Consider the following 21,260-nt stretch of genomic DNA (forward strand, 5'->3'; position numbering starts at 1 on the left):
TCAGACGTCTTCGGCGTCTTGTGTCAGGGGATCCCATTTGGTGATGTGCGCATCGGTCCATCCACGCTTCTTGACCGCATCCCGGGCCTGCTGACGCAGCGTCGGGCTCAGGCGCTCGACATAGAGCTTGCCGTCGAGATGGTCGGTCTCATGCTGCAAGCAGCGGGCGAGGGTGCCCCCGTCAGACTCCACCACCACGGGGTTGCCATCGAGGTCAGTGCCGGTGACCCGCGCCCAGGTCGCTCGCGACGTCGGGAACCACTCACCGGGAACCGACAGGCACCCCTCGGAGCCCTCGGACGGCTCGGGGTCGCCCGGCGGAACCGGCCCGCGCTCCAGGACCGGATTGATGACGTGCCCTCGCTGCTGCACATCGTCGCCGTCTTCGCAGTCATAGATGAAGATGCGCCAGCGCGCACCGACCTGATTCGCTGCGAGCCCAGCACCATTCGCGGCTTCGTTGGTGTCGAACATGTCCGCAACCAGAGTGCGGATTTCGTCGGTCACCTCGCGGACCTTCTTGGTCGGTTGGTGCAGGGCCTTGTGGCCGATGACGGTGATGGGACGGACGGCCATGGTGGTTGCTCCGGGTCGATGACGTCGTACGCCGCGTAAGCCTAGAACGTCGGGCTTCGGCTAGTCCCACCAGCCGTCTGTGCTCTTGGGGACTCGTTCGTAGTCGGAGGCGTGCTCGCGGCTCACCTCGACGGCAGGCGCATCGTCAACCAACCCGGTCGGAGCATCGGGCACGGTCCGGCGGCGACGCCGAATCCAGCGCCGCCCAAAGGACGAACGATCTTCCGGCAGCAGGTAGGCGCCGATCGATTGAACGGGAAGGTCGGTGTCGTGCAAGGTGTCTGGCGGTCGGGGTCCGGTGTCGGGACCAGACCAGCCGTCGCCGCCGTCATCGTTCGGTGGGTCGTCCCAACCGTTGTCGTCGTCGGTCGCGAGAGATTCATCGCCGAAGATCTCTTGGCAGATGGTGCGATAGGTCGTGTCGGGATTCCGGACAAAGGTGATGCGCTGGAGCGCCTGTTCCTGGCCCGCGCTTTCGAGCGTAAAGGTGCCGTACCCGAGGAGTTGCCCGAGTGGACTGCGCGAGTACGACATGTCGGTCACCTTGCTCAGCGGCATCATCGCCACCTTGCGGGTGACGACGCCGTAGATCAGCAGGAGGCGCTTGTTGGTGGCGACGAACCAACTCACGTGCCAATTGATGAACGTCCAGGCCAGTCGGGCGAGAAGGGCGAACCACAGCCACCAGGCCAGGTCGGCGAGCATCCCCAGCCGAGCCGGCATCAGACTGCCGATCATGAGGACCATCACCAGAGAGACCAGTGTCGTGAGGACCGGTTCGATCTTGGCGGCCCAGTGTTCTTGCATCGCCACCCGGAGGCGCTCCTCGGGCAGGCGGTAAGGGGCGAGGCGGGCGATGGCACGCCGGTCGAACTCGCCCATCGCGGTTAGCCGCCGAGCAGGTTGGCGAAGAACTGCCCGATGTTTTCGAAGCCCTGCTTCAGGATGTCCCAGAGGTTGCGGACGGTGTCGGCCGACTTGTCGGGCGAGGTGATGACGGCATACACGAAGAAGGCCGCGATCACCCACGGCACGAACTGCCGGACTTTGGCCATGACGCCCTCTTCGAGAAATGTATGCCCCGCACCCGGGTGGCACAGAACCATTCGATGGTGCCACAGGAGTGACCCCTGTGACGGATGTGACGCGCCGAGGCAGGGGCTGAATGTCGACGACTCCCAAAGGAGTGTTTGACACTGGCCGACGCCGCATAGACACTCTCCAACATGTCTTTGGGAGATGACGCAGTGCGCCGACTGCGGGCCAGCGCCCACCCCGCCCGGCTGCGGATCATGTCGCTCCTCACCGGCGCCGAGCTCAGCGCGGCCGAGGTCGCCCGCGAGCTCGACCTCACCCAGGCCAACGCGAGTTACCACCTGCGCCAGCTTGCCGATTGCGGTCTCATCGAGGTTGCAGGCACCGAGAAGGTGCGTGGCGGGGTGGCCAAGCGCTATCGCTACGTCCTCGACTGCAACGCGCCGCGGGAGGGGCGTGCGGCGCGGCCCACGGCGGCGCAGGCCACCGAGGAGTTTCCGATGATCGTGGCCGCCATCTCGAGCGAGCTGCAACGGCGGTCCCATCACTATCGGCCATCCGCCGCCAACGACATCCCGAACGATTTCACCGACCTGGAGACCTGGATCGAGCCGGAGGTCTGGGCTGAGGTCGTCGAACTCGTCCAGCGCGCGAGCAGCCTCGCCCACCGAAACGCCCGCCCGCCGCGCACCGAGGGGGCGATTCCGGTGAGCTTCGTCGCCAGCCTGTTCCGGATGCGTATGGCCGAGGGTGGCGAGTCGTGAGCCGATCCCGCGCCTCAGAAGTGCTGGCAATTAAGGACTTTCGCTGGTTCTTCCTCGCGCGGTTGGTCTCCTCCCTGGGGTCGTCGATGGCGCCGGTCGCTCTCGCGTTCGCGGTTCTAGAGATCGACAACTCGCCGTCGGCGGTCGGGTTGGTCGTCGCTGGACGGATGGTCGCGCTCGTGGTCTTCCTCCTCATCGGAGGGGTGGTGTCCGACCGGGTTTCCCGACGAGTGGTGCTCCAGGTCTCGCACATCCTGACGGGATTGACTCAGGGGCTGGTGGCGTGCCTCATCATCAGCGGGCACGCGACGGTCATGTCGGTGCTGGTGATTGAGTGCCTGAACGGGGCGGTGTCGGCGTTCACGATGCCCGCTATGCAAGGCATCATCCCGCAGTTAGTCCCGTATCGGCTTTTGCAGCAGGCGAATTCGTTAATGTCGTTCACTCGGCATGGCAGCTTGTTGCTCGGCCCGGCGATCGCCGGGGCCATTGTTGCCGGTCCGGGTGCGGGGTGGGCGCTCGCGGTCGATGCGGGCACCTATGCCGTGGCCGTCATCGCCCTAGCCATGGTCGCGTTGCCGCCAGTCATCAAGCGCGAGTCGAGCATGGTCGCCGACCTGCGTGAAGGGTGGGGCGAGTTCGCTTCGCGGACCTGGCTCTGGGCGGTCGTGGTGGCCTTCGGTTTCCTCAACGCGATTCACGTCGGAGTGATCTCCGTGCTGGGGCCGTACTTCGCGAAAGAGCATCCGGTGACTCTGGGCGAGCGAGGCTGGGGTCTGGTGCTATCCGCCGAGGCCGTCGGCGCCTTGGTGATGACCTTCATCCTGATCCGGGGAGACATGAAGCACCCGTTGCGGGCCGGCATGATCGGTATCGCGTGCCTCGTACCGCTCATCATGGCGCTCGGACTGGCGCCGACATTGTGGGTCTTGATCCCCATCGCTATTTTTGCGGGGGCGGGCGGCAACGTGTTTGGCACGGGGTGGTCGATTGCCGTGATGGAGAACGTCCCAGCCGAGGCGCAGTCGCGCGTGTGGTCCTACGACATGTTGGGCTCGTTTGTCGCCATCCCCATCGGGACGGTGGTTTTTGGCTGGTTGGCCGAGGCAGTCGACCCGGGCCCACTCGTCGTCTGCGCTGGCGTGGCGTACGCCGCGCTGTGCCTGGCCACGCTGGCTGTCCCGAGCGTCCGCAACCTGTCCCGCGTCGCGAACTAACTGCGTTAGGTGCCCTTGACTGGGAAATTTCCCGGTCAGGGGGCACGTATCGCAGTTAGTTCCGGGTTAGTCGGCGGCGACGCCGTAAAGGCGGTCGCCGGCATCGCCGAGGCCAGGCACGATGTAGCCCTTGTCATTGAGTCGTTCGTCGACGGCGCCGGTGACCAGCGTGATGGGGACGTCGAGGTCGGCCAGTTCTTGGCGTACGGCCTCAATGCCTTCGGGTGCGCACAGCAGCGTGACCGCGGTGATGTCATCGGCTCCGCGCTCGGCGAGATAGCGAATCGACATCGCGAGCGTCCCCCCGGTGGCCAGCATCGGATCTAGGACGTAGCACTGGCGGCCGGAGAGGTCGTCTGGGAGTCGGTTGGCGTAGGTGACGGCCTCCAAGGTTGTCTCGTTGCGCACCATCCCGAGGAAGCCGACTTCGGCGCTCGGCAGCAGCCGCACCATGCCCTCCAGCATGCCGAGCCCGGCACGCAGGATCGGGACGATGAGCGGTTTTGGAGTCGACAACTTGATTCCAGTGGTGGGCGCTACCGGCGTCTCGATCTCGAACGGTTCGACGCGCACCTCCCGGGTCGCCTCATAGGCCAGAAGGGTCATGAGCTCTTCGGCCAGTCGTCGGAAGGTTGGTGAGTCGGTCCGCTGGTCCCGCAGATAGGTCAGCTTGTGAGCAATGAGCGGGTGGTCGGCCACGATGACGCGCATACGTCAGACTCTAGTTCGTGGATGACCTGCTTCCCCCCTCGCTCGCCGAGCGCTACGCCGGGTGGATGGATCGCGCGCTCGAGTTGGCCCGGATGGCCCCCGATACGGGGGATGTCCCGGTCGGTGCCGTCCTGGTGGACGAGAGTGGGGTGACGTGGGGCCAAGGAGTGAACCGTCGGGAGGCGGACGGCGACCCATTGGCGCATGCTGAGTTGCTCGCGGTCCGTGATGCTGCGCGTTCGCGGAGTGGCTGGCGATTGGATGGCCTCACCGTTGTCGTGACGCTCGAACCGTGCGCGATGTGTGCGGGTGCGCTCGCCCAAGCCAGGGTGGGACGCATCGTTTTTGGCGCGTGGGATCCCAAGGCCGGTGCGTGTGGCAGCGTGTGGGACCTGGTGCGGGACCGGCGGACCCCGACCTGGATCGAAGTTGTCGGTGGCATCCGCGAGCAGGAGTGCGCTGCCGAGCTGACCGCGTTCTTTGGTCGCCGGCGCTCTTGACCGAGGTGCGATGACCGGTCTAGCGTTCCATTCTACGTAATTCACATTCCACAATATGGAATTTATGGGGAGGGAGATTCAGGCATGTCGAGAATCGCCCAGCCAGGACAACCTCCTGCGCGCATGATGGGATCTATGCACGCCACGGTCAACGGAAGCGCCAGGACGCTTGAGGTTACGTCCCACACGAATGCCCTGGACTGGCTTCGGGGCCAAGGTCTGACCGGCGCCAAGGAGGGTTGCGCTGAAGGCGAGTGCGGCGCGTGCGCGGTACTCGTCGCCAGGGCGGGCGAGGACGGCGGCACCACCTGGACCCCGATCAATTCCTGCCTCATCCCCGCGGCGACCCTCCATGGTCAGGAAGTTGTGACCTCCGAGGGGCTCGGGTCACCCGATGACCTCCACCCGGTACAAACGGAGATGGCCAACCGCGGGGGATCCCAATGCGGTTATTGCACACCGGGTTTCGTGTGCAGCATGGCTGCCGAGTACTACCGACCGGGGCGTGCCGAAGCGGCGCCCGATGCGTCTGGCGAATCCGCCCATGAACATGGGCCCAACGGATTCGACCTGCACGCACTCTCGGGAAACCTGTGCCGATGCACGGGCTATCGACCTATTCAAGAGGCCGCCTACGCGTTGGGCGAGCCGAACAGTGGGGACCCGCTGCTGGCGCGTACGCACCAGGCGCCACCACGTCCCACCGCCAGCACTCTCGAGGGTCCCGACGGGACGTTCGTTCGGCCTCGCGATCTCCGGGAGTGCCTCGATCTGATCGCCACTCACCACGACACGGTCCTCGTCGCGGGCTCGACCGACTGGGGGGTCGATGCCAACCTCAAGGCGAGAAGAGTTCCGCTGCTCGTGGCGATCGACCACCTCGATGAGTTGCGTTCCCTGGAGATCGAAGACGCGCACATCACGATGGGTGCGGCCCTGACACTGTCGGAGATCGAGCGGCGACTCGATGACCGAATCCCGTTGCTCAACCAGATGTTTCCGCAATTTGCGTCTCGACTGATTCGCAATAACGCCACCCTCGGCGGAAACCTCGGCACGGGCTCGCCGATTGGTGACGCGCCGCCAGCGTTGCTGGCACTGGAAGCATCCCTCGTGCTCGCCTCCCGCGACGGTGAGCGCGAGATTCCCTTGGCCGATTACTTCACCGGGTACCGCCAACACGTCAGGGCGGCAGGCGAACTCATCAAGGCTGTACGCATACCCCTGCCACTGTCAACGACTAGCGCCTTCCACAAGATCGCGAAGCGCCGGTTCGACGACATCTCTTCTGTCGCAGTCGGATTCGCGCTGCAGATCGAGGGTGGAATGGTGCGCAAGGCGCGGATTGGTCTGGGCGGGGTCGCGGCAACTCCGCTGCGGGCCTATGCCACGGAGTCGGCACTGGAAGGACAGCCATGGGATCGCTCAACCGTCGTGAGTGCAGCGCGAGTCATGGCCGCAGAGGGAACGCCCATGGATGATCATCGCGCTTCAGCCGCCTACCGTTCGGCGATGTTGGGGATGGCCTTACGCAAGTTGCACGCCGACCATGCGGAGGTGCCGCGATGAGCGCCCTGTCTGAGCGTCCCGAGCATGCACAGGTCGGTGCAGTCCTGCCGCATGAGGCCGCAGCGGCGCACGTCACCGGCCGTGCGCTTTACACCGATGACCTGGTCGATCGCACCCCCCATGCGTTGCACGCGTGGCCCGTTCAATCACCGCACGCCCACGCCCGAGTCCTCGACGTGCGGCTGGACGCGGCGCTCGCGCTCGATGGTGTGGTGCGCATCCTGACCGCCCAGGATGTGCCCGGCATCAACGACGCGGGCACCAAGCACGACGAGCCCTTGTTCCCCTCAGAGGTCATGTTTGTCGGTCACGCCGTCGCGTGGGTGCTGGCCGAAACTCTCGAGGCCGCACGCCAGGCGGCAGCCATCGTCGAGGTCGACTATGAGCCGTTGCCGTCGGTGATTACCGTGCGCGAGGCCATCGCGGCCGAGAGTTTCCAAGGGGCGTCGCCGACCATGCAGCGTGGCGACTGCGAGGCGGGCATGGCGCGCGCACGACGCGTGTTCGATGGCGAGTTCGAGTTCTCCGGCCAGGAGCACTTCTACCTCGAAACCCACGCCTCGCTGGCGATCGTCGACGAGAACGATCAGATCTTCGTCCAGGCCAGCACCCAACACCCCACTGAAACCCAGGAGATCGTCGCGCACGTCCTCGGTCGTGCGAGCCACGAAGTTACGGTGCAATGCCTTCGTATGGGCGGCGGCTTCGGCGGCAAGGAGATGCAGCCGCACGGCTTCGCCGCGATCGCGGCCCTTGGTGCGACCCTGACCGGGCGGCCAGTTCGCCTGCGGCTCAACCGAACTCTTGATATGACGATGACCGGCAAGCGCCATGGGTTTCACGCAAAATGGCGCGTCGGTTTTGACGACGACGGGCTCCTCCAGGCGCTCGATGTCACCCTGACTGCTGACGCTGGATGGAGTCTCGACCTGTCCGAGCCCGTGCAGGCTCGCGCGTTGTGTCACATCGAGAACTCCTACTGGATTCCCGATGTACGGGTGCACGGCCGGTTGGCGAAGACCAATAAGACCTCCCAGACAGCTTTCCGCGGATTCGGCGGGCCTCAGGGCATGATCGTCATTGAGGACATTCTCGGTCGGTGTGCGCCAGCGCTTGGCATCGATGCCGAAGAGCTTCGTCGCCGCAATCTCTACGTCGAAGGCCAGCCCACGCCGTACGGCCAGCCGGTTCGTCAGGCTGAGCGTCTGCATCGAAGTTGGGCTCAGGTGAAGAGCACAGGTGACTGGAACCGGCGGGTAGCGGAGATCGCTGCCTTCAATGCCAGTCATGCAGACCGCAAGCGTGGCCTAGCCATCACGCCAGTGAAGTTTGGAATCTCCTTTAACTTCACCGCTTTCAATCAGGCTGGCGCGCTTGTGCACGTCTATAAGGACGGCTCGGTCCTGATTAACCATGGCGGCACGGAGATGGGTCAGGGGCTGCACACCAAGATGTTGCAAGTCGCGGCGACGGCACTTGGTTTGCCGATGAGTGCTGTACGCCTCGCGCCGACGCGCACAGACAAAGTGCCGAATACGTCTGCTACAGCTGCAAGTTCAGGCGCCGACCTCAATGGTGGCGCAGTCAAGAACGCGTGCGACCAGATCCGCGAGCGGCTGGCGCAGGTTGCGGCGCAGCGCCTGGGCGCAAGTCCAGCGGACGTTCGCTTTGCCAGCGGACAAGTGTGCGCCGTTGGACGCGAGCGCGACGGCATGGAGTGGAAGAGCGTCGTGGCCGATGCCTACATGCAGCGCGTTCAACTGTGGGCCGCTGGGTTCTATCGGACCGAGGGCCTGCACTGGGATACCAGCGTGATGCAGGGCTCGCCGTTCAAGTACTTCGCCTATGGCTGCGCAGCAGCGGAGGTCGAGGTCGAGGGATATACCGGCGCTTACACCACTCGCCGTGTGGACATCGTCCACGATGCTGGAGACAGCCTGTCACCGCTGGTTGATATCGGCCAGGTCGAAGGCGGATTCGTCCAGGGCGCAGGGTGGTTGACGCTCGAAGACCTTCGTTGGGAGGACGCCGACGGCGACAATCGTGGTCGCCTCCTCACTCAGGCGGCCTCGACCTATAAGTTGCCCAGCTTTTCCGAGATGCCACAGGAATTCAACGTCACGCTGCTGGAGCAAGCACACGAAGAGGGCGCGATCTATGGGTCGAAGGCGGTGGGGGAGCCGCCCTTGATGCTGGCGTTCTGCGTGCGCGAAGCGCTGCGGCAAGCGGCGGCCGCGTTCGGGCCAGCCGGGACGTGCGTCGAGTTGGCATCACCGGCCACACCCGAGGCGGTCTACTGGGCGCTGACTGAGGCGCGGGACAGTGGGGAGGTGGCGGATGGACTGGCACCAAGCGATCGGGTTCCTGCGGTCCACGCGTGAGGCCGGCGTCCTCGTGACGCTGACCGAGGCGCGTGGGCATACCCCTCGAGCGGCTGGCGCGAAGATGGTCGTTGCGGCGCAGCGGAGTTGGGACAGTGTCGGCGGTGGCAATCTCGAGGAGACGGTGATCGCTCAAGCGCGGGAGATGTTGCGCGATGGCGTGACCGCACCACGGTCACTGTCGTTCCGGCTCAACGACAAGTCGCCGACGAGCTATGGCCAGCAGTGTTGCGGGGGTGAGGTTTCGGTCATGCTCGACCCCATCGCGGTAGTTCCGGCCGTCGCGATCTTTGGGATGGGTCACGTTGGCTGGGAACTCGCGCGGATCCTCGATCGCCAGCACCTCGACTTGCACGTGGTCGATTCGCGCGCCGACCAGATCAGTGACGCGCACGTGAGCCGGCTGGACGGCCCTGCGCACGTGACGGCTCACCACTCGCCGGTGCCCGAACTCGTGCTCGGGCAGATTCCGAGCGGCACTCACGTACTCGTGATGACCCATGACCACAGCGAGGACATCGCGCTCATTGACAGCGCGCTTCGCCATAGCCACCTCGGATCCATTGGGTTGATTGGCTCCTCGGCGAAGTGGAGCCGATTTCGAGGTCGCCTCGCAGACGAGGGTCATACCGACGACGATCTAGCACGCGTGATCACACCCATCGGTCTTCCCAACCTCGACGGCAAAGAGCCTGCGGTCATTGCAGTTTCGGTGGCAGCGGCCACCCTCCAGCGAATCGCTGCGAACCGCCCGCCGGTCGAAAGTGCTCGCACGTGACCGTTTTCAGGGGCCGCGTGATCGATACCCCTGAAGATCCCTTCACCGGTGGAACGCTGCGCGCTGGCGCAGACACTGCGCTCTTGGTTCGCGACGGATTCATCATCGAGCGGGACGATGCGAGTGCGGTCCTGGCGCGTCACCCCGACGAGGAGGTCGTCACCCTCGCTGACGGCGTACTCCTGCCCGGCCTCGTCGACACGCATGTCCATCTGCCGCAGGTACGCGCCATCGGCGGGCTCGGTATGCCGCTGCTCGATTGGCTCGACCAACGGGCGCTCCCTGAAGAAGCACGTCTTGGCGATACCGAATACGCCTGCGGGGTGGCGCGTGACTTCCTCGCTGGGTTGCGAGCCAGCGGAACCACCACCGCGCTGGTGTTCGGTGCACATTTTGCGCCTGCGATGGATGAGTTCTTCCGACAGGCTGACGCATCCGGCCTACGCATCACCAGCGGCCTGGTGGTGTCGGACCGGATGTTGGGCGACGAACTCCACACCGATCCGGAACGGGCCATCCGCGAATCGCGCGACCTGGCGGATGCGTGGCACGGTCACCGGCGATTGCGCTACGCCGTGACACCACGCTTCGCGCTGTCCACCACACCCGCGATGCTCGAGGCCTGCCGCAGCATTCTCGACGAGGTCGACGGTGCGTACTTCACCTCCCATCTCAACGAGAACGTGCGTGAAGTCGACACGGTTCGCGAGCTCTTTGGTTCGACCTACCGCGACTACCTCGACACCTACGACCGACACGGCTTGCTTGGTGAGCGCGCCGTCCTGGCACATAACGTGCATCCCAGTGACCGCGAACTGGCCCGCCTCGCGGAGACCGCGACCGTGGTCGCGCACTGTCCCACCAGCAATGCCTCCCTCGGCTCGGGACATTTTCCGATGCGTCGGCACCACGATGCTGGGGTACGAATGGCGCTCGGCTCAGATGTCTGCGCGGGCACCGGATTCTCCCTTCTCAAGGAAGGCTTGCAGGCCTACTTCTTGCAGCAACTACAAGGCGAGGAGGGATTCCCGCTGACCTCGGCCCATCTGCTCTGGCTTGCGACACGGGCTGGTGCGCTCGCGCTTGGACTGGGCGATGAGGTGGGCGATTTGTCGGTCGGCAAGCAGTTCGATGCCATCTGGATTCAGCCCGACCGCGGCTCGGTCCTTGCCACCAACCTTGAATATGCGGTGAGTGACGCCGATGCGTTAGCCCGCATCTTTGCGTTGGGAACGCCCGCCGACGTGCGCCAGTCGTGGATTGCTGGCGGCGACCGATAGGCGATGATGCCTCGCATGCAAAGCGAGCGTGAGGCCACGAGCCCGCTATGGCGGGCCGCGCAGGCGTTCCGCGCCGCATCGTTGATCTACGTCATCGCGATTCAGGTGTCCTCCGACCAGGATTACGAGCGGCCTGGTCTCGCCTGGTCCCTCACCGGGCTGTTGTTGCTGTGGTCCGGTGTGGCCATCGTCGGTTTCACGCTCAAGATCGCTCGCGGCCGCCTGGTGGTGCTCGACCAGATTATGGTCACCGCCCTGATGCTCTCCTCGTACGCGGTCGCTGACCCGTCCTGGTGGAACCATCACCAAACGTTGCCGACAACGCTCTGGGCAGCCAATGCGGTGGTATCAGCGGGGCTTTGGGGCGGGCCGTGGTGGGGGATGGCCAGCGGGGCGTTGGTGAGCACGACGGCCATGATCGTCTCTGGCGAACTCAGCAACCTGTGGCTGGACGCGGCATTGCCAGTGCTCCTGGCGGTCGGTGGAGCCCTCGGAATCGCCGCATCCTCGGCCCGGAGGGCTCAGAATCAACTTGCCGAGGCCGTACGCCTGCGCGCCGCTACCGCCGAGCGGGAACGCCTCGGACGCGAGGTGCATGACGGGGTACTCCAAGTCCTCGCGCTGATGCGACGTCGTGGGGCGAGCGCAGAAGGCGAGTTGCGTGACCTCGCGCTGCTGGCGGGGGAGCAGGAACGCGCTCTGCGGACCCTTCTTGCCGGGCGACGACCGACCGCGGCACCCGGTGAGCACGTTGAAGTGGTCGCCGGATTGCACGATCTGGAAGCGTTGGGCGTGCGAGTGTCGGCACCGGCGGACCCGGTTCTACTGCCCGCACCTACGGGCGAGCCGTTGGTGGGTGCTGCTCGCGCCGCGGTGACCAATGCACTCCAGCACGCAGGCGATGAGGCGGACGTCTTCGTGCTGGTCGAGGATCTGCCCGATGAGGTGGTCGTGACCGTGCGTGACGACGGACGGGGAATCGAAGCCGGGCGGGTGCGCGCGGCCGAAACCGAAGGACGGATGGGCATCGCGCAGTCGATCAGAGGCAGGATGACCGATATCGGTGGCGAAGCCCGGCTCACCACGTCCCCGGGCGAAGGTGTCGAATGGGAACTGGCCGTGCGACGCGACCAACCGGAGGAGAAGTCGTGACTGACCACCCGATCACCGTCATGGTTGTCGACGATCACCCCATGTGGCGTGATGGGGTCAGCCGCGACCTGACCGCGGCCGGCTTCGACGTCGTGGCGACTGCCGATGGTGTGCGTACGGCCGGCGACCGGGCGGCGGCCACACAGCCGATCGTGGTGCTGATGGATATGACGTTGCTGGACGGCAATGGTGCTCAGGCGACAGCCGCGGTGCTCGGCGTCTCGGCGCACAGCCACGTGCTGGTGCTGTCGGCGTCGTCCGAGCGGGAAGATGTGCTCGAGGCGGTGAAGGCAGGAGCGAGCGGCTATCTCGTGAAGTCCGCCTCGGCGGCTGAGCTCGTCGATGCCGTCCAAGCCACCGCCCAGGGCCAGCCCGTCTTCACGCCGGGGCTGGCCGGGCTGGTGCTGGGCGAATATCGCCGGATGTCTGCTGAGCCCGCTACCGATGGCGCGCCGGTCCCCACGATCACCGATCGTGAAACGGAGGTCCTGCGGTTGGTTGCCAAAGGGCTGACCTCCCGCCAGATCGGCACCAGGCTGTCGGTGTCCCATCGCACCGTGGAGAACCACGTGCAGTCGACCTTGCGCAAGTTGCAGTTGGCTAACCGGGTCGAACTGGCGCGGTACGCGATCGAAAAGGGCCTCGACTAAGCACCCGTCAGTACCCGCGCGGAAGTCCCCACGCAGGACGCGTGGAACTACTCATGTCGTGAGCCGTCCGGGCGGCGAGGCTCATTCCATGAATACTCAAGTCACCGATCCGTTCGCGCCCCCTGGGTGGGAGACCGACTCACCGGCGCCACCGGAGGCGCCCCAACAGCCCTGGTGGCAGCGCGATGGGGTGATCAGCCGACTCTTGGTCCTTGCTGGCGTCGGCGTGACCCTCATCGGCGTCGTCATGCTGCTCGTCGTCGCCGCTCAGCACGGCCTGCTCGGCCCGCACGTTCGGGTCGCCGGCGGCGGGGTGTTGTCCGCCGCGCTGATCGGCGCCGGGTGGCGCGTCATGGACCGTCCGGGTGGACGTATCGGGGGAGTCGCCCTGCAAGCCACCGGCTTCGCGGGAATCTTCCTGGAGATCCTTGCGATCACGACGTTCTACGAGTGGGTGCCGCCGCTCGTCGGCCTGGTGCTCGCTTTTGGTGCCACTGTCGGCGGCGCCTTGTGCGCGATGCGCTGGAATGCGCAAAGCCTGGCCGTCCTGGTGATCGGGTCCGGCGCGCTCTTGGCGCCGTTCCTCACCCGCGAGTTGAACTCCACGTTGGTGGCGTTCTTGCTCGTGTTCGCCGTGGTCGGCGCGATTCCGGAGATCCTGCGTGGCTGGGAAGCGTTGGCGCTGGTGCGTACCACCCCCGTCGTCGTGGCTGCGGTCGCCGCCTTCGGTCTCGAACCGACGATGACCAGCACCACACCGTCAGTCATTGATTTCCTGACCTGCCTCAGCATCCTCATGGTCGGACTCGTCTCTGGACTCGTGAGCATGCGCCAGCACGCGAACCCATTGCCCCTCATCGCGATGGCGATCACGTCGTTGCCAGCGTTCGGGGTCGGCGCGATGCTGGAGACCTGGCCCGCCGTCAGTTGGTATGCACTCATCGCAGCGATCCTGATCGCTCCAGTGCTCTTGGTTCGTGACCTTGATCGCGTCCATGTCGTCACGCTCGGCGTCCTGAGCGCGTTCAGCATGCTGATCTGTGTAGCCCTTCTGACGGTCAGCTACCAGACGGCGCTACCGCTCTTGGGCCTGTCGATCGTGTTGTGTGCGATCGATCTGGTTCGTCCCTCGGCCGCGACTCAGATCGCGGGTCAGGCGATGCTGTTGGTCGGTGGCCTCTATCTGATGAATGATGTTCCGCTGGGTGAGTTCGTCAGGGCGGACCTCGCGGCCGGACTGTCGGCTGGCGCGGCAGTCTCCGCCTGGGTCGGTGTGCTTGCAGCCGCGGTGGCGGGTGTCTCGGCGGCCCGGTCGAGTGCTGTGGTGCGCGATGCGCGGCCCGGGTTCCTGGTCGGCGACCTCATGGTTGGCCTGTACTTCATGACCGCCGGATTCGTTGCTGCGAGTGTGCAAGCCCTCGGAGTCAGTGCGGGCTTCCCGCTCGGCCAGTTCCTGTCCACGGCTACCGCCATGGTGGTTGCGGTGGCGCTGCTTGCCTTCGGACTGCGCCGCCCAGACCACGCTCGGGTCGCGTTGACCGCCGGACTCGGATTGGTTGCGGCAGCGCTGGCCAAGCTGTTTCTTTTCGACCTGGCATCAACGGGCGGACTCGGCCGTGCGGCTGCGTTCTTGGTCGTTGGTCTGCTGTTGCTGGCCGCCGGCACCCGTTATGCGCGGACCTTCGCTGAGCGCGGAATGAAGCCAGCGGTCTAGTCCGTGAACGTTGGTGGGCCGGGAATCTCGTACTCTAGGGGCATGCTTTCGAATGACCCTGACGACGAATGTAGTCCCCTGCCGGGTAGCGCCCGGCTCACCAGCTGGGTCAGCCGATGAACATCACGATCGGTCTGGCCAGCATCGTCCTCCTGACACTTGCCACCGCATACTTCGTGGCACAGGAGTTCGCGTACGTCGCCGTTGACCGCGGCAAACTGAAGCGTCTGGCCGAAGAGGGAGACAAACCCGCCGAGCGCGCGCTCCGCGTCACCTCGCGTTTGTCCTTCGCTCTATCCGGCGCCCAACTCGGGATCACCGTCACCGCCTTGCTCGTCGGATATGTCTCCGAGCCCTACCTCGGTCAGGGCCTCGCCGAGCTTTTGGTGGGAGTTACCCCGCTATCGTCGGCGGCCTCCCTTTCAATCTCGGTGATCTTTGCGCTGGTATTCAGTACCGCGATTCAAATGGTCGTGGGCGAACTCGCCCCCAAGAATTACGCAATCGCCCGGCCGGTCGCACTGGCCCGTTGGCTCTCGCGGTCCACGCTGGCCTACCTTGCGATTGCCGGCCCGCTGATCAAGCTCTTCGATGGTGCGAGCACCAAATTGTTGCGCTCAGTCGGCATCGAGCCCGTCGAAGAACTTGCGCACGGCGCCTCCGCCGAGGACCTGCAGCACATCATTGATGAGTCCGAGGCTGGCGGACTCCTGGACGCCGACCTGAGCCAGTTGCTTGACCGGGGCTTGGCCTTCTCGGAATTAACCGCGGGCGAGGCGATGACCCCCCGCGTCGACGTCGAGACCATTCCGGAGACTGCGACGGTCGCTGAGGTCGTCGAGCGCCTGGGCACCGGCCACTCCCGGTTCCCCGTTGTCGGCGAATCGGTGGATGACGTCGTCGGTTTGGTCGGCACGCACGAGGTCCTTGACGTTCCGCCAGCGGAGCGCAGCAGCCGTCGGGTGTCCGACGTGATGGACGAGCCGCTGCGACTGCCCGACACCGTCCCGCTCCCGGGCGCACTTGAGCAATTGCGGGCAGCGCATCGCCAGCTCGCGGTCGTCGTGGATGAATACGGTGGCCTCGCGGGCGTGCTCAGTCTGGAAGACATCTTGGAAGAGGTCGTGGGCGAGATTGAAGACGAGGGCGACGCGCCGGAGGTCAACGAAGTCCCCAGTGATGACGGTTGGAGCGTGCCCGCCCGTAAGCGCCTGGATGAGATCGAAGACCAGACCGGAATTTCCCTGACTGAATCCGATGACTACGACACCCTCAGCGGACTGGTCCTGTCCGAGCTGGGCCGTACGGCCGAGGTCGGTGACGTCGTCGAGGTCAGTTGGACCCACCATGACGGCGAGGAGACGCAGAGCCGGGGCGCTCGCTTGATCGTCGAGGCGGTGAGCCGCCACGTGCCAGAGACGGTGCGCTTGGTTGACACCGGAGCTGTCGCGCCGAGCGAAGAGGAGGTTTCGCGATGAGTATTGGTGTCGCACTGAGCCTTTCGCTGGTCCTGCTCATTCTCAATGCGTTCTTTGTGGCCGCGGAGTTCGCGGTGATCGCGAGCAAGAAGCACCGCCTGCAGGATGCCGCCGAGTCGGGTGGGCGCGCGGCGCGTGCGGCGCTCGATGCCTCACGCGAACTCACGCTCATGCTGGCCGGTGCCCAACTCGGGATCACCTTGTGCACGCTCGGCCTCGGTGCACTGGCGAAGCCGGCAGTCAAAGAACTGCTGTCGCCGGTCCTCAAGTTGACCGGCCTGCCCGATGCCTTCGCCACGGGCATCGCGTTTGCCTTGTCTGTGGCCGTCGTGGTCTTTCTGCACATGGTGGTGGGCGAAATGGCGCCGAAGTCCTGGGCGATCTCTCACCCTGAGCGCAGCGCCACCTTGCTCGCGTTGCCGTTCCGGGCTTTTACGCGGTCGGTCCGCTGGGCGCTCACCGGCCTGAACGCGGTGGCAAATGCGTTAGTGCGGTTGGCCAAGGTCGACCCGGTGGACACGGTGGCTGACGCGCATGGGCCACAGGAACTTCAGATGCTGCTGGCTCAGTCCCATGAACACGGCGTTCTGCCGGACCATGAGCACCGCATGCTCAGCGGGGCGCTTCGACTAGAGCAGGAGACGCTCGCGGATGTCACGCGTCCCTGGCGGGAAATCGTCGGCGTCCAGGTCGATGCGACCATGGATGAAGCGTGCGAGATGAGCCGGTCTACGGGTCGTTCGCGACTCGTCGTGCTCGACGGTGAGGACGCTGTGGGTCTGGTGCACGTACGTCAACTGTTGATCGCTCCTGCGACCTCGAGCGTGCGCGAACAGATGCACGAGATCGTGTCGATTCCAGCGGCGGAGCCGTTGATTGACGCATTGGAGACCATGCGGGCACGGCGCGCGCACCTGGCGCTGGTGACGTCCGGATCGATGATGATTGGTCTCGCGTCCCTGGAGGATGTGTTGGAGCGCGTCGTCGGTCGGTTCGACGACGAGTCCGACCTGATCGACGCTTAAGCGCCCGCAACCGACTTCGGTCAGACCATCAGTGCGCATGTGCTCACGGATGGTCTGACCGAAACGTCGGGGCATCGCCCTTGACATCAGTGCAATGTCACATAACATAAAGCCATGACCCAGCCCACTCCGTGGCGCGGCATCCACGTCGCCACTGCCCTGCCCTTCCACGACGACCTCTCCGTTGACTACGACGCCTGGGGTGAGCATGTGCGTTGGCTCGCTGAAAACGGCATGGACGGTGTGACCCCCAACGGGTCACTCGGTGAGTACCAGACTTTGACCGATGCGGAGCGTGCGAAGGTTGTCGAGGTCGCGGCTCAGGCGTCTCTCGAAGGCTTCGGCCTCATGCCGGGCGTGGCTGCGTACGGGTCACAAGAGACCTGCCGCTGGATCGAGCAAGCGGCCAGTGCCGGAGCGCACTCCGTGCTCCTGCTGCCGCCGAACACTTTCCGAGCCGACCGCGAGACGGTTCTGGAGCACTATCGCGCGGCGGCTGCTGTCGGACTGCCCATCGTGGCCTACAACAACCCGATCGACACCAAGGTTGATCTGACTCCTGACCTACTCGCGGAGTTGCACGGCGAGGGTCTCATCGTGGCCATCAAGGAGTTCACTGGAGACGTACGGCGCGCGTACGAGATCCGTGAACTGGCGCCTGACCTTGATCTGCTCGTGGGGAGCGATGACGTGCTGTTGGAGCTTGGTCTAGCGGGCGCAGTCGGATGGATCGCTGGCTACCCGAACGCCCTGCCGAACTCGACCAAGGAGCTCTATGACCTTGCGACGTCAGGGGATTCGGCAAATCTCGACCGTGCCCTCGAGCTGTACCGCGACCTGCACTCCCTGTTGCGATGGGACTCCAAGACCGAGTTCGTCCAGGCGATCAAGCTCTCAATGGACATCGCTGGTCGTCCAGGTGGGGCGTGCCGACCGCCGCGCCGGGCGCTCCCGAGCGACATCGCCGAGCGAGTGACCGTCGACACCAAGATTGCACTGTCCAAGGGCTACAACTAGTCCATGGCGCAGCTTCCCTTTCTCACCCGTGACGACATTGCTGCTCTCGCGACCGATGCCGATGCCGTCGACTTCCTGCACCACGCGTTAGAGGACGGTCGGGTCGATCCGGAGCAGGACAGCGCGCGGCTGTTCTCTCCGGCGCCTGGCGGCGAGTTCCTCTTCATGCCAACGGGCGGGCAGGAGTGGTCCGGCGTCAAACTGATCACCATCGCGCCCGGAAATCCCGCGAACGGCAAGCCGAAGATTCAGGGTCACTACACACTGATCCGCAGCGCCGACCTGGAGCCGGTCGCGATGCTCGATGGCATCGAGCTCACCCTTATGCGAACCCCTGCAGTGACCGTTTTGGCGGTACGCCAGTTGCTGGCGGCAGGACCACAGCGCTCCGAGGGACCACTTCCTGTCGTCATTTTCGGCACGGGACCCCAGGCCGCGCGTCACTTGAGCATGCTGGCGGATGTGGTCGGGCCAGTCGATGCAGTGGTGGTCGGACGGCGCGACGGGTCTGCTGAAGCATTCGTTGAATCTTTCTCCGCGGACGGAGTGCAGACGCGAGCAGGCACGGCAGAAGACGTACGTCACGCTGCGGTGGTGATCTGCGTAACCTCTTCAGCAACACCGGTATTGGACGGCGCATTGATCTCTGACAACACGATCGTGGCGGCTGTTGGGTCGCACGGTGCAGACAAAGCCGAGCTTCCCGCCGACCTAGTGCGACGCGCCGATGTCGCCGTGGAAGCGCGGGCGTCGGCCATGCGGGAGTCGGGCGACCTGCTGCAGGCGCGTCCGGCTCAAGAATGGGAAGACCACACCATCGGAACGCTGGCGGACTTGGTGAACGGGTCCTTCACCCGCCACGCTGGAAAGCCAGCGGTTTTTTCTGGTGTCGGGATGGCCTGGGAAGACCTCGTCATCGCCACCGACCTTTGGAACAGGAGTCAGGGATGAATAACGGACAGCAGGCTTCCGTCGATCAGCTGGTTGCGACGGCTGCGACCGCCGCAAACGCCTGGGCCGGTGCGTCGCGCGCCGACCGGGCGCGCGTGCTCGACTCGGTCGCGGATGCTCTCGACGCGGCCGCGGATCAACTGATCCCGCTCGCTGAGAAGGAAAGCCATCTTCCGCTTGCTCGGCTCCAAGGGGAACTCAAGCGGACGACCTTCCAGATCCGTCTGTTGGGAAGCGCGGTAGCTGATGGCGGCTATCTCGACGTTCGAGTCGATCGCCCCGACCCGGACTGGCCGATGGGCGCCCCGCGACCTGACTTGCGGCGTACCGCGATTCCGCTCGGGCCGGTGGTCGTCTTTGCGGCCTCCAACTTTCCCTTTGCGTTCAGCGTTGCGGGCGGCGACACAGCCGCCGCGCTGGCAGCCGGATGCCCGGTGCTGGTCAAGGCACATGGTGGACACCCCGAACTCTCGGACGCCACGGCCGAGATCGTGACCGCGGCACTGCAGCAGGCAGGCGCGCCGGACGGACTGTTCGGCATGGTGCACTCCGAAGAAGACGGACGCGCGTTGCTGACGCACCCTGACGTCAAGGCCGGTGCGTTCACGGGCTCGATTCCGGCGGGTCGAGCCTTGTTCGATATTGCACAGTCCCGCCCAGAGCCGATCCCGTTCTTTGGTGAACTCGGCAGCACTAACCCTGTCGTCGTGACACGTGGCGCAGCCGCGAAGCGCGCGGACGAAATCGTCGAGGGTTTCGTGGGGTCATTCACGATGGGTGCCGGCCAATTCTGCACGAAGCCAGGCATTTTCGCGGTCCCTGCCGAGTCCAAAATGGTCGAACTTATTCGCGCCGCAAGCTTCCCGGACGCCGCGCCGATGCTCAATGAGCGTATTGCGAGTGGTCACGAACGAGTACGCACGCAGCTGAAGGACATTGATGGTGTCGACGTCGTGGCGGAGCACGCGGAGGCCGCGAGCGATTCGACCGCGCCGTTGCTCTTGCAGACGACCGGTGAGAACTTCATCAACAAGGTTGATGAGGTTGCGGTCGAGTGCTTTGGGCCGACTGCCCTTGTGGTGACCTACCGCGACGACCAGGAAGCCTTGGCCATCGCGGATGCATTGGAGGGTCAACTCACCGCCACCATCATGGGTGAAGACGACGACGACCTTGTGCCTGAACTCGCAACTACGTTGGCACGCAAGGCTGGTCGCGTGTTGTGGAACCAATGGCCGACCGGCGTCTCGGTGACCTACGCGCAGCAGCACGGCGGACCATACCCGGCTAGCACCGCAGCGGGCACGAGTTCGGTGGGTACCGCCGCCATCACCCGGTTTACCCGGCCGGTTGCGTGGCAGGGCTTTCCTGAGCATCTGCTGCCTGAGGAACTGCGCGATCATTCCACGGCCGCAACCCCGCGGACTGTCGACGGGCGGCTTGGAGGTGACCCCCAGTGAGGACCACCCGGGTCATCCACGCGGTCGATTCCCACACCGAAGGAATGCCGATGCGCGTTGTCACCGGAGGGGTCGAGACCTTTCCGGGGGACACGATGGCCGAGCGTCGTGCGTGGTTCATCGAAAATCGGGATGACTTGCGACTGTTTCTCATGCGTGAGCCGCGCGGCCACGCGTCGATGAGCGGGTCCATCCTGCAGCCGCCAACTCGGCCGGATGCGGACTTCGGAGTGCTCTTCATTGAAGTCAGTGGCCTCCTGCCGATGTGTGGACACGGCACCATTGGCACGGCCACTGTGCTCGTCGAAACCGGCATGGTTCCGGTCGTCGAACCGGTGACGACGATCCGGTTGGATACCCCCGCCGGTCTGGTCGAAGCCGCGGTCACTGTCAAAGACGGCCACGCCGAGTCAGTGACCCTTCGCAACGTGGCCTCGTTTGTCGTGGGACTGGATCGGGTGGTCATGGTGCCTGGCCTTGGCGACGTGCGTTACGACATGGCGTTCGGCGGCAACTTCTATGCCGTGGTCGACCTGGCGGACCTTGGACTACCGTTCGAGCGATCAGCAAAGCAGCGCCTGTTGGACGCCGGATTGGCGATCATGGGCGCCATCAACGAGCACGATCGGCCACAGCACCCGGTCCAGTCCGACATTGCTGGATGTCGTCACGTCTACCTCAAGGCACCCGGATCAACAGCGCAGCACTCGCGCCATGCCATGGCGATCCACCCTGGATGGTTTGACCGGTCGCCCTGCGGGACGGGCACGAGCGCGCGGATGGCGCAACTCCATGCTCGCGGCGAGCTTGGCCTCGGGGCCGACTTCATCAACGAATCGTTCATCGGAAGCCAATTCGTCGGGCGGTTGGTCGAGGAAACCACGGTCGGTGGACGTCCCGCCGTCATTCCCCTGATTACGGGGCGGGCCTGGGTGACCGGGACTGCCCAATACATGCTCGACCCCACTGATCCATTTCCCCACGGTTTTGACCTGTGAGCGA

Annotated in this window: 20 protein-coding genes; 16 read left to right on the forward strand and 4 right to left on the reverse strand. The window is 65.0% G+C overall.

The window, feature by feature from the left end:
* From def to F562_RS20970, 3 genes are read right to left on the reverse strand one after another with little or no spacing between them, the layout of a single operon-like run.
* Positions 1–576, reverse strand: a complete 576-nt coding sequence (gene def, locus F562_RS0115510; protein WP_018157887.1) for a peptide deformylase — start codon at positions 574–576, stop codon at positions 1–3.
* A 60-nt stretch (positions 577–636) separates the two neighbouring features.
* Entirely contained in the window at positions 637–1,458 is an 822-nt protein-coding gene (locus tag F562_RS20400; protein WP_083915577.1) for a PH domain-containing protein, read from the reverse strand.
* Positions 1,459–1,463: 5 nt separating this feature from the next.
* The gene (locus F562_RS20970) at positions 1,464–1,631 is read right to left on the reverse strand and encodes a hypothetical protein (RefSeq protein ID WP_018157889.1); all 168 of its coding nucleotides are present in this window, start codon (positions 1,629–1,631) and stop codon (positions 1,464–1,466) included.
* A gap of 171 nt (positions 1,632–1,802) precedes the next feature.
* Between F562_RS20970 and F562_RS0115525 the strand changes: the two genes are divergently transcribed.
* Entirely contained in the window at positions 1,803–2,375 is a 573-nt protein-coding gene (locus F562_RS0115525; RefSeq protein ID WP_018157890.1) for an ArsR/SmtB family transcription factor, read from the forward strand.
* Positions 2,372–3,592, forward strand: a complete 1,221-nt coding sequence (locus tag F562_RS0115530) for an MFS transporter (RefSeq protein WP_018157891.1) — start codon at positions 2,372–2,374, stop codon at positions 3,590–3,592. Before F562_RS0115525 ends, F562_RS0115530 begins: the two co-directional genes overlap by 4 nt.
* 66 nt (positions 3,593–3,658) lie before the next feature.
* Here F562_RS0115530 and upp read toward each other — a convergent pair whose 3' ends face one another.
* Entirely contained in the window at positions 3,659–4,303 is a 645-nt protein-coding gene (upp, locus tag F562_RS0115535; RefSeq protein WP_018157892.1) for a uracil phosphoribosyltransferase, read from the reverse strand.
* A 65-nt stretch (positions 4,304–4,368) separates the two neighbouring features.
* On the opposite strand from upp, the gene F562_RS0115540 reads away from it, so the two are divergent.
* The 14 genes from F562_RS0115540 (at position 4,369) to F562_RS0115605 (ending at position 21,256) form a co-directional block, all read left to right on the forward strand.
* Complete coding sequence (locus F562_RS0115540) at positions 4,369–4,803, forward strand: nucleoside deaminase (RefSeq protein WP_040386089.1); 435 nt, start codon at positions 4,369–4,371, stop codon at positions 4,801–4,803.
* A 135-nt stretch (positions 4,804–4,938) separates the two neighbouring features.
* Positions 4,939–6,372, forward strand: coding sequence for a xanthine dehydrogenase small subunit (locus tag F562_RS0115545; protein ID WP_018157894.1), 1,434 nt, complete (start codon positions 4,939–4,941; stop codon positions 6,370–6,372).
* A complete protein-coding gene (gene xdhB / locus F562_RS0115550; protein ID WP_018157895.1) occupies positions 6,369–8,753 on the forward strand; it encodes a xanthine dehydrogenase molybdopterin binding subunit in 2,385 nt (794 codons plus the stop codon). The genes F562_RS0115545 and xdhB overlap by 4 nt, the downstream gene beginning before the upstream one ends.
* Positions 8,710–9,531, forward strand: coding sequence for a xanthine dehydrogenase accessory protein XdhC (xdhC, locus tag F562_RS0115555; RefSeq protein ID WP_018157896.1), 822 nt, complete (start codon positions 8,710–8,712; stop codon positions 9,529–9,531). Before xdhB ends, xdhC begins: the two co-directional genes overlap by 44 nt.
* On the forward strand, positions 9,528–10,811 hold the full coding sequence (locus F562_RS0115560) for a guanine deaminase (protein ID WP_018157897.1): 1,284 nt from the start codon (positions 9,528–9,530) through the stop codon (positions 10,809–10,811). The genes xdhC and F562_RS0115560 overlap by 4 nt, the downstream gene beginning before the upstream one ends.
* Before the next feature lie 15 nt (positions 10,812–10,826).
* Positions 10,827–11,963: a MacS family sensor histidine kinase gene (macS, locus tag F562_RS0115565; RefSeq protein ID WP_018157898.1), complete on the forward strand. Its 1,137-nt coding sequence runs from the start codon at positions 10,827–10,829 to the stop codon at positions 11,961–11,963.
* Positions 11,960–12,613, forward strand: coding sequence for a response regulator (locus F562_RS0115570; protein ID WP_018157899.1), 654 nt, complete (start codon positions 11,960–11,962; stop codon positions 12,611–12,613). Before macS ends, F562_RS0115570 begins: the two co-directional genes overlap by 4 nt.
* 88 nt (positions 12,614–12,701) lie before the next feature.
* Positions 12,702–14,327, forward strand: a complete 1,626-nt coding sequence (locus tag F562_RS19565; protein ID WP_018157900.1) for a DUF2339 domain-containing protein — start codon at positions 12,702–12,704, stop codon at positions 14,325–14,327.
* 116 nt (positions 14,328–14,443) lie between these two features.
* Complete coding sequence (locus tag F562_RS0115580) at positions 14,444–15,805, forward strand: hemolysin family protein (RefSeq protein ID WP_018157901.1); 1,362 nt, start codon at positions 14,444–14,446, stop codon at positions 15,803–15,805.
* The gene (locus F562_RS0115585) at positions 15,802–16,830 is read left to right on the forward strand and encodes a hemolysin family protein (protein ID WP_018157902.1); all 1,029 of its coding nucleotides are present in this window, start codon (positions 15,802–15,804) and stop codon (positions 16,828–16,830) included. Before F562_RS0115580 ends, F562_RS0115585 begins: the two co-directional genes overlap by 4 nt.
* Before the next feature lie 114 nt (positions 16,831–16,944).
* Positions 16,945–17,847, forward strand: a complete 903-nt coding sequence (locus F562_RS0115590; protein WP_018157903.1) for a dihydrodipicolinate synthase family protein — start codon at positions 16,945–16,947, stop codon at positions 17,845–17,847.
* A gap of 3 nt (positions 17,848–17,850) precedes the next feature.
* The gene (locus F562_RS0115595) at positions 17,851–18,798 is read left to right on the forward strand and encodes an ornithine cyclodeaminase family protein (RefSeq protein WP_018157904.1); all 948 of its coding nucleotides are present in this window, start codon (positions 17,851–17,853) and stop codon (positions 18,796–18,798) included.
* Positions 18,795–20,258, forward strand: a complete 1,464-nt coding sequence (locus F562_RS0115600) for an aldehyde dehydrogenase (NADP(+)) (RefSeq protein ID WP_018157905.1) — start codon at positions 18,795–18,797, stop codon at positions 20,256–20,258. Before F562_RS0115595 ends, F562_RS0115600 begins: the two co-directional genes overlap by 4 nt.
* Positions 20,255–21,256, forward strand: a complete 1,002-nt coding sequence (locus F562_RS0115605) for a proline racemase family protein (RefSeq protein ID WP_018157906.1) — start codon at positions 20,255–20,257, stop codon at positions 21,254–21,256. Before F562_RS0115600 ends, F562_RS0115605 begins: the two co-directional genes overlap by 4 nt.
* Positions 21,257–21,260: the final 4 nt, after the last annotated feature.

The organism is Demetria terragena DSM 11295 (assembly GCF_000376825.1).
GTDB lineage: Bacteria > Actinomycetota > Actinomycetes > Actinomycetales > Dermatophilaceae > Demetria > Demetria terragena.

Excerpts from the sequence above, each read along its gene's own strand:
- def (WP_018157887.1), bottom strand. The coding sequence starts at position 576 with ATGGCCGTCCGTCCCATCACCGTCATCGGCCACAAGGCCCTGCACCAA.
- upp (WP_018157892.1), bottom strand. The coding sequence starts at position 4,303 with ATGCGCGTCATCGTGGCCGACCACCCGCTCATTGCTCACAAGCTGACC.
- F562_RS0115590 (WP_018157903.1), top strand. The coding sequence starts at position 16,945 with ATGACCCAGCCCACTCCGTGGCGCGGCATCCACGTCGCCACTGCCCTG.
- F562_RS19565 (WP_018157900.1), top strand. The coding sequence starts at position 12,702 with ATGAATACTCAAGTCACCGATCCGTTCGCGCCCCCTGGGTGGGAGACC.
- F562_RS20970 (WP_018157889.1), bottom strand. The coding sequence starts at position 1,631 with ATGGCCAAAGTCCGGCAGTTCGTGCCGTGGGTGATCGCGGCCTTCTTC.
- F562_RS0115600 (WP_018157905.1), top strand. The coding sequence starts at position 18,795 with ATGAATAACGGACAGCAGGCTTCCGTCGATCAGCTGGTTGCGACGGCT.
- F562_RS0115580 (WP_018157901.1), top strand. The coding sequence starts at position 14,444 with ATGAACATCACGATCGGTCTGGCCAGCATCGTCCTCCTGACACTTGCC.
- F562_RS20400 (WP_083915577.1), bottom strand. The coding sequence starts at position 1,458 with ATGGGCGAGTTCGACCGGCGTGCCATCGCCCGCCTCGCCCCTTACCGC.
- F562_RS0115585 (WP_018157902.1), top strand. The coding sequence starts at position 15,802 with ATGAGTATTGGTGTCGCACTGAGCCTTTCGCTGGTCCTGCTCATTCTC.
- macS (WP_018157898.1), top strand. The coding sequence starts at position 10,827 with ATGCAAAGCGAGCGTGAGGCCACGAGCCCGCTATGGCGGGCCGCGCAG.
- xdhC (WP_018157896.1), top strand. The coding sequence starts at position 8,710 with ATGGACTGGCACCAAGCGATCGGGTTCCTGCGGTCCACGCGTGAGGCC.
- F562_RS0115540 (WP_040386089.1), top strand. The coding sequence starts at position 4,369 with ATGGATCGCGCGCTCGAGTTGGCCCGGATGGCCCCCGATACGGGGGAT.
- xdhB (WP_018157895.1), top strand. The coding sequence starts at position 6,369 with ATGAGCGCCCTGTCTGAGCGTCCCGAGCATGCACAGGTCGGTGCAGTC.
- F562_RS0115595 (WP_018157904.1), top strand. The coding sequence starts at position 17,851 with ATGGCGCAGCTTCCCTTTCTCACCCGTGACGACATTGCTGCTCTCGCG.
- F562_RS0115545 (WP_018157894.1), top strand. The coding sequence starts at position 4,939 with ATGCACGCCACGGTCAACGGAAGCGCCAGGACGCTTGAGGTTACGTCC.
- F562_RS0115525 (WP_018157890.1), top strand. The coding sequence starts at position 1,803 with ATGTCTTTGGGAGATGACGCAGTGCGCCGACTGCGGGCCAGCGCCCAC.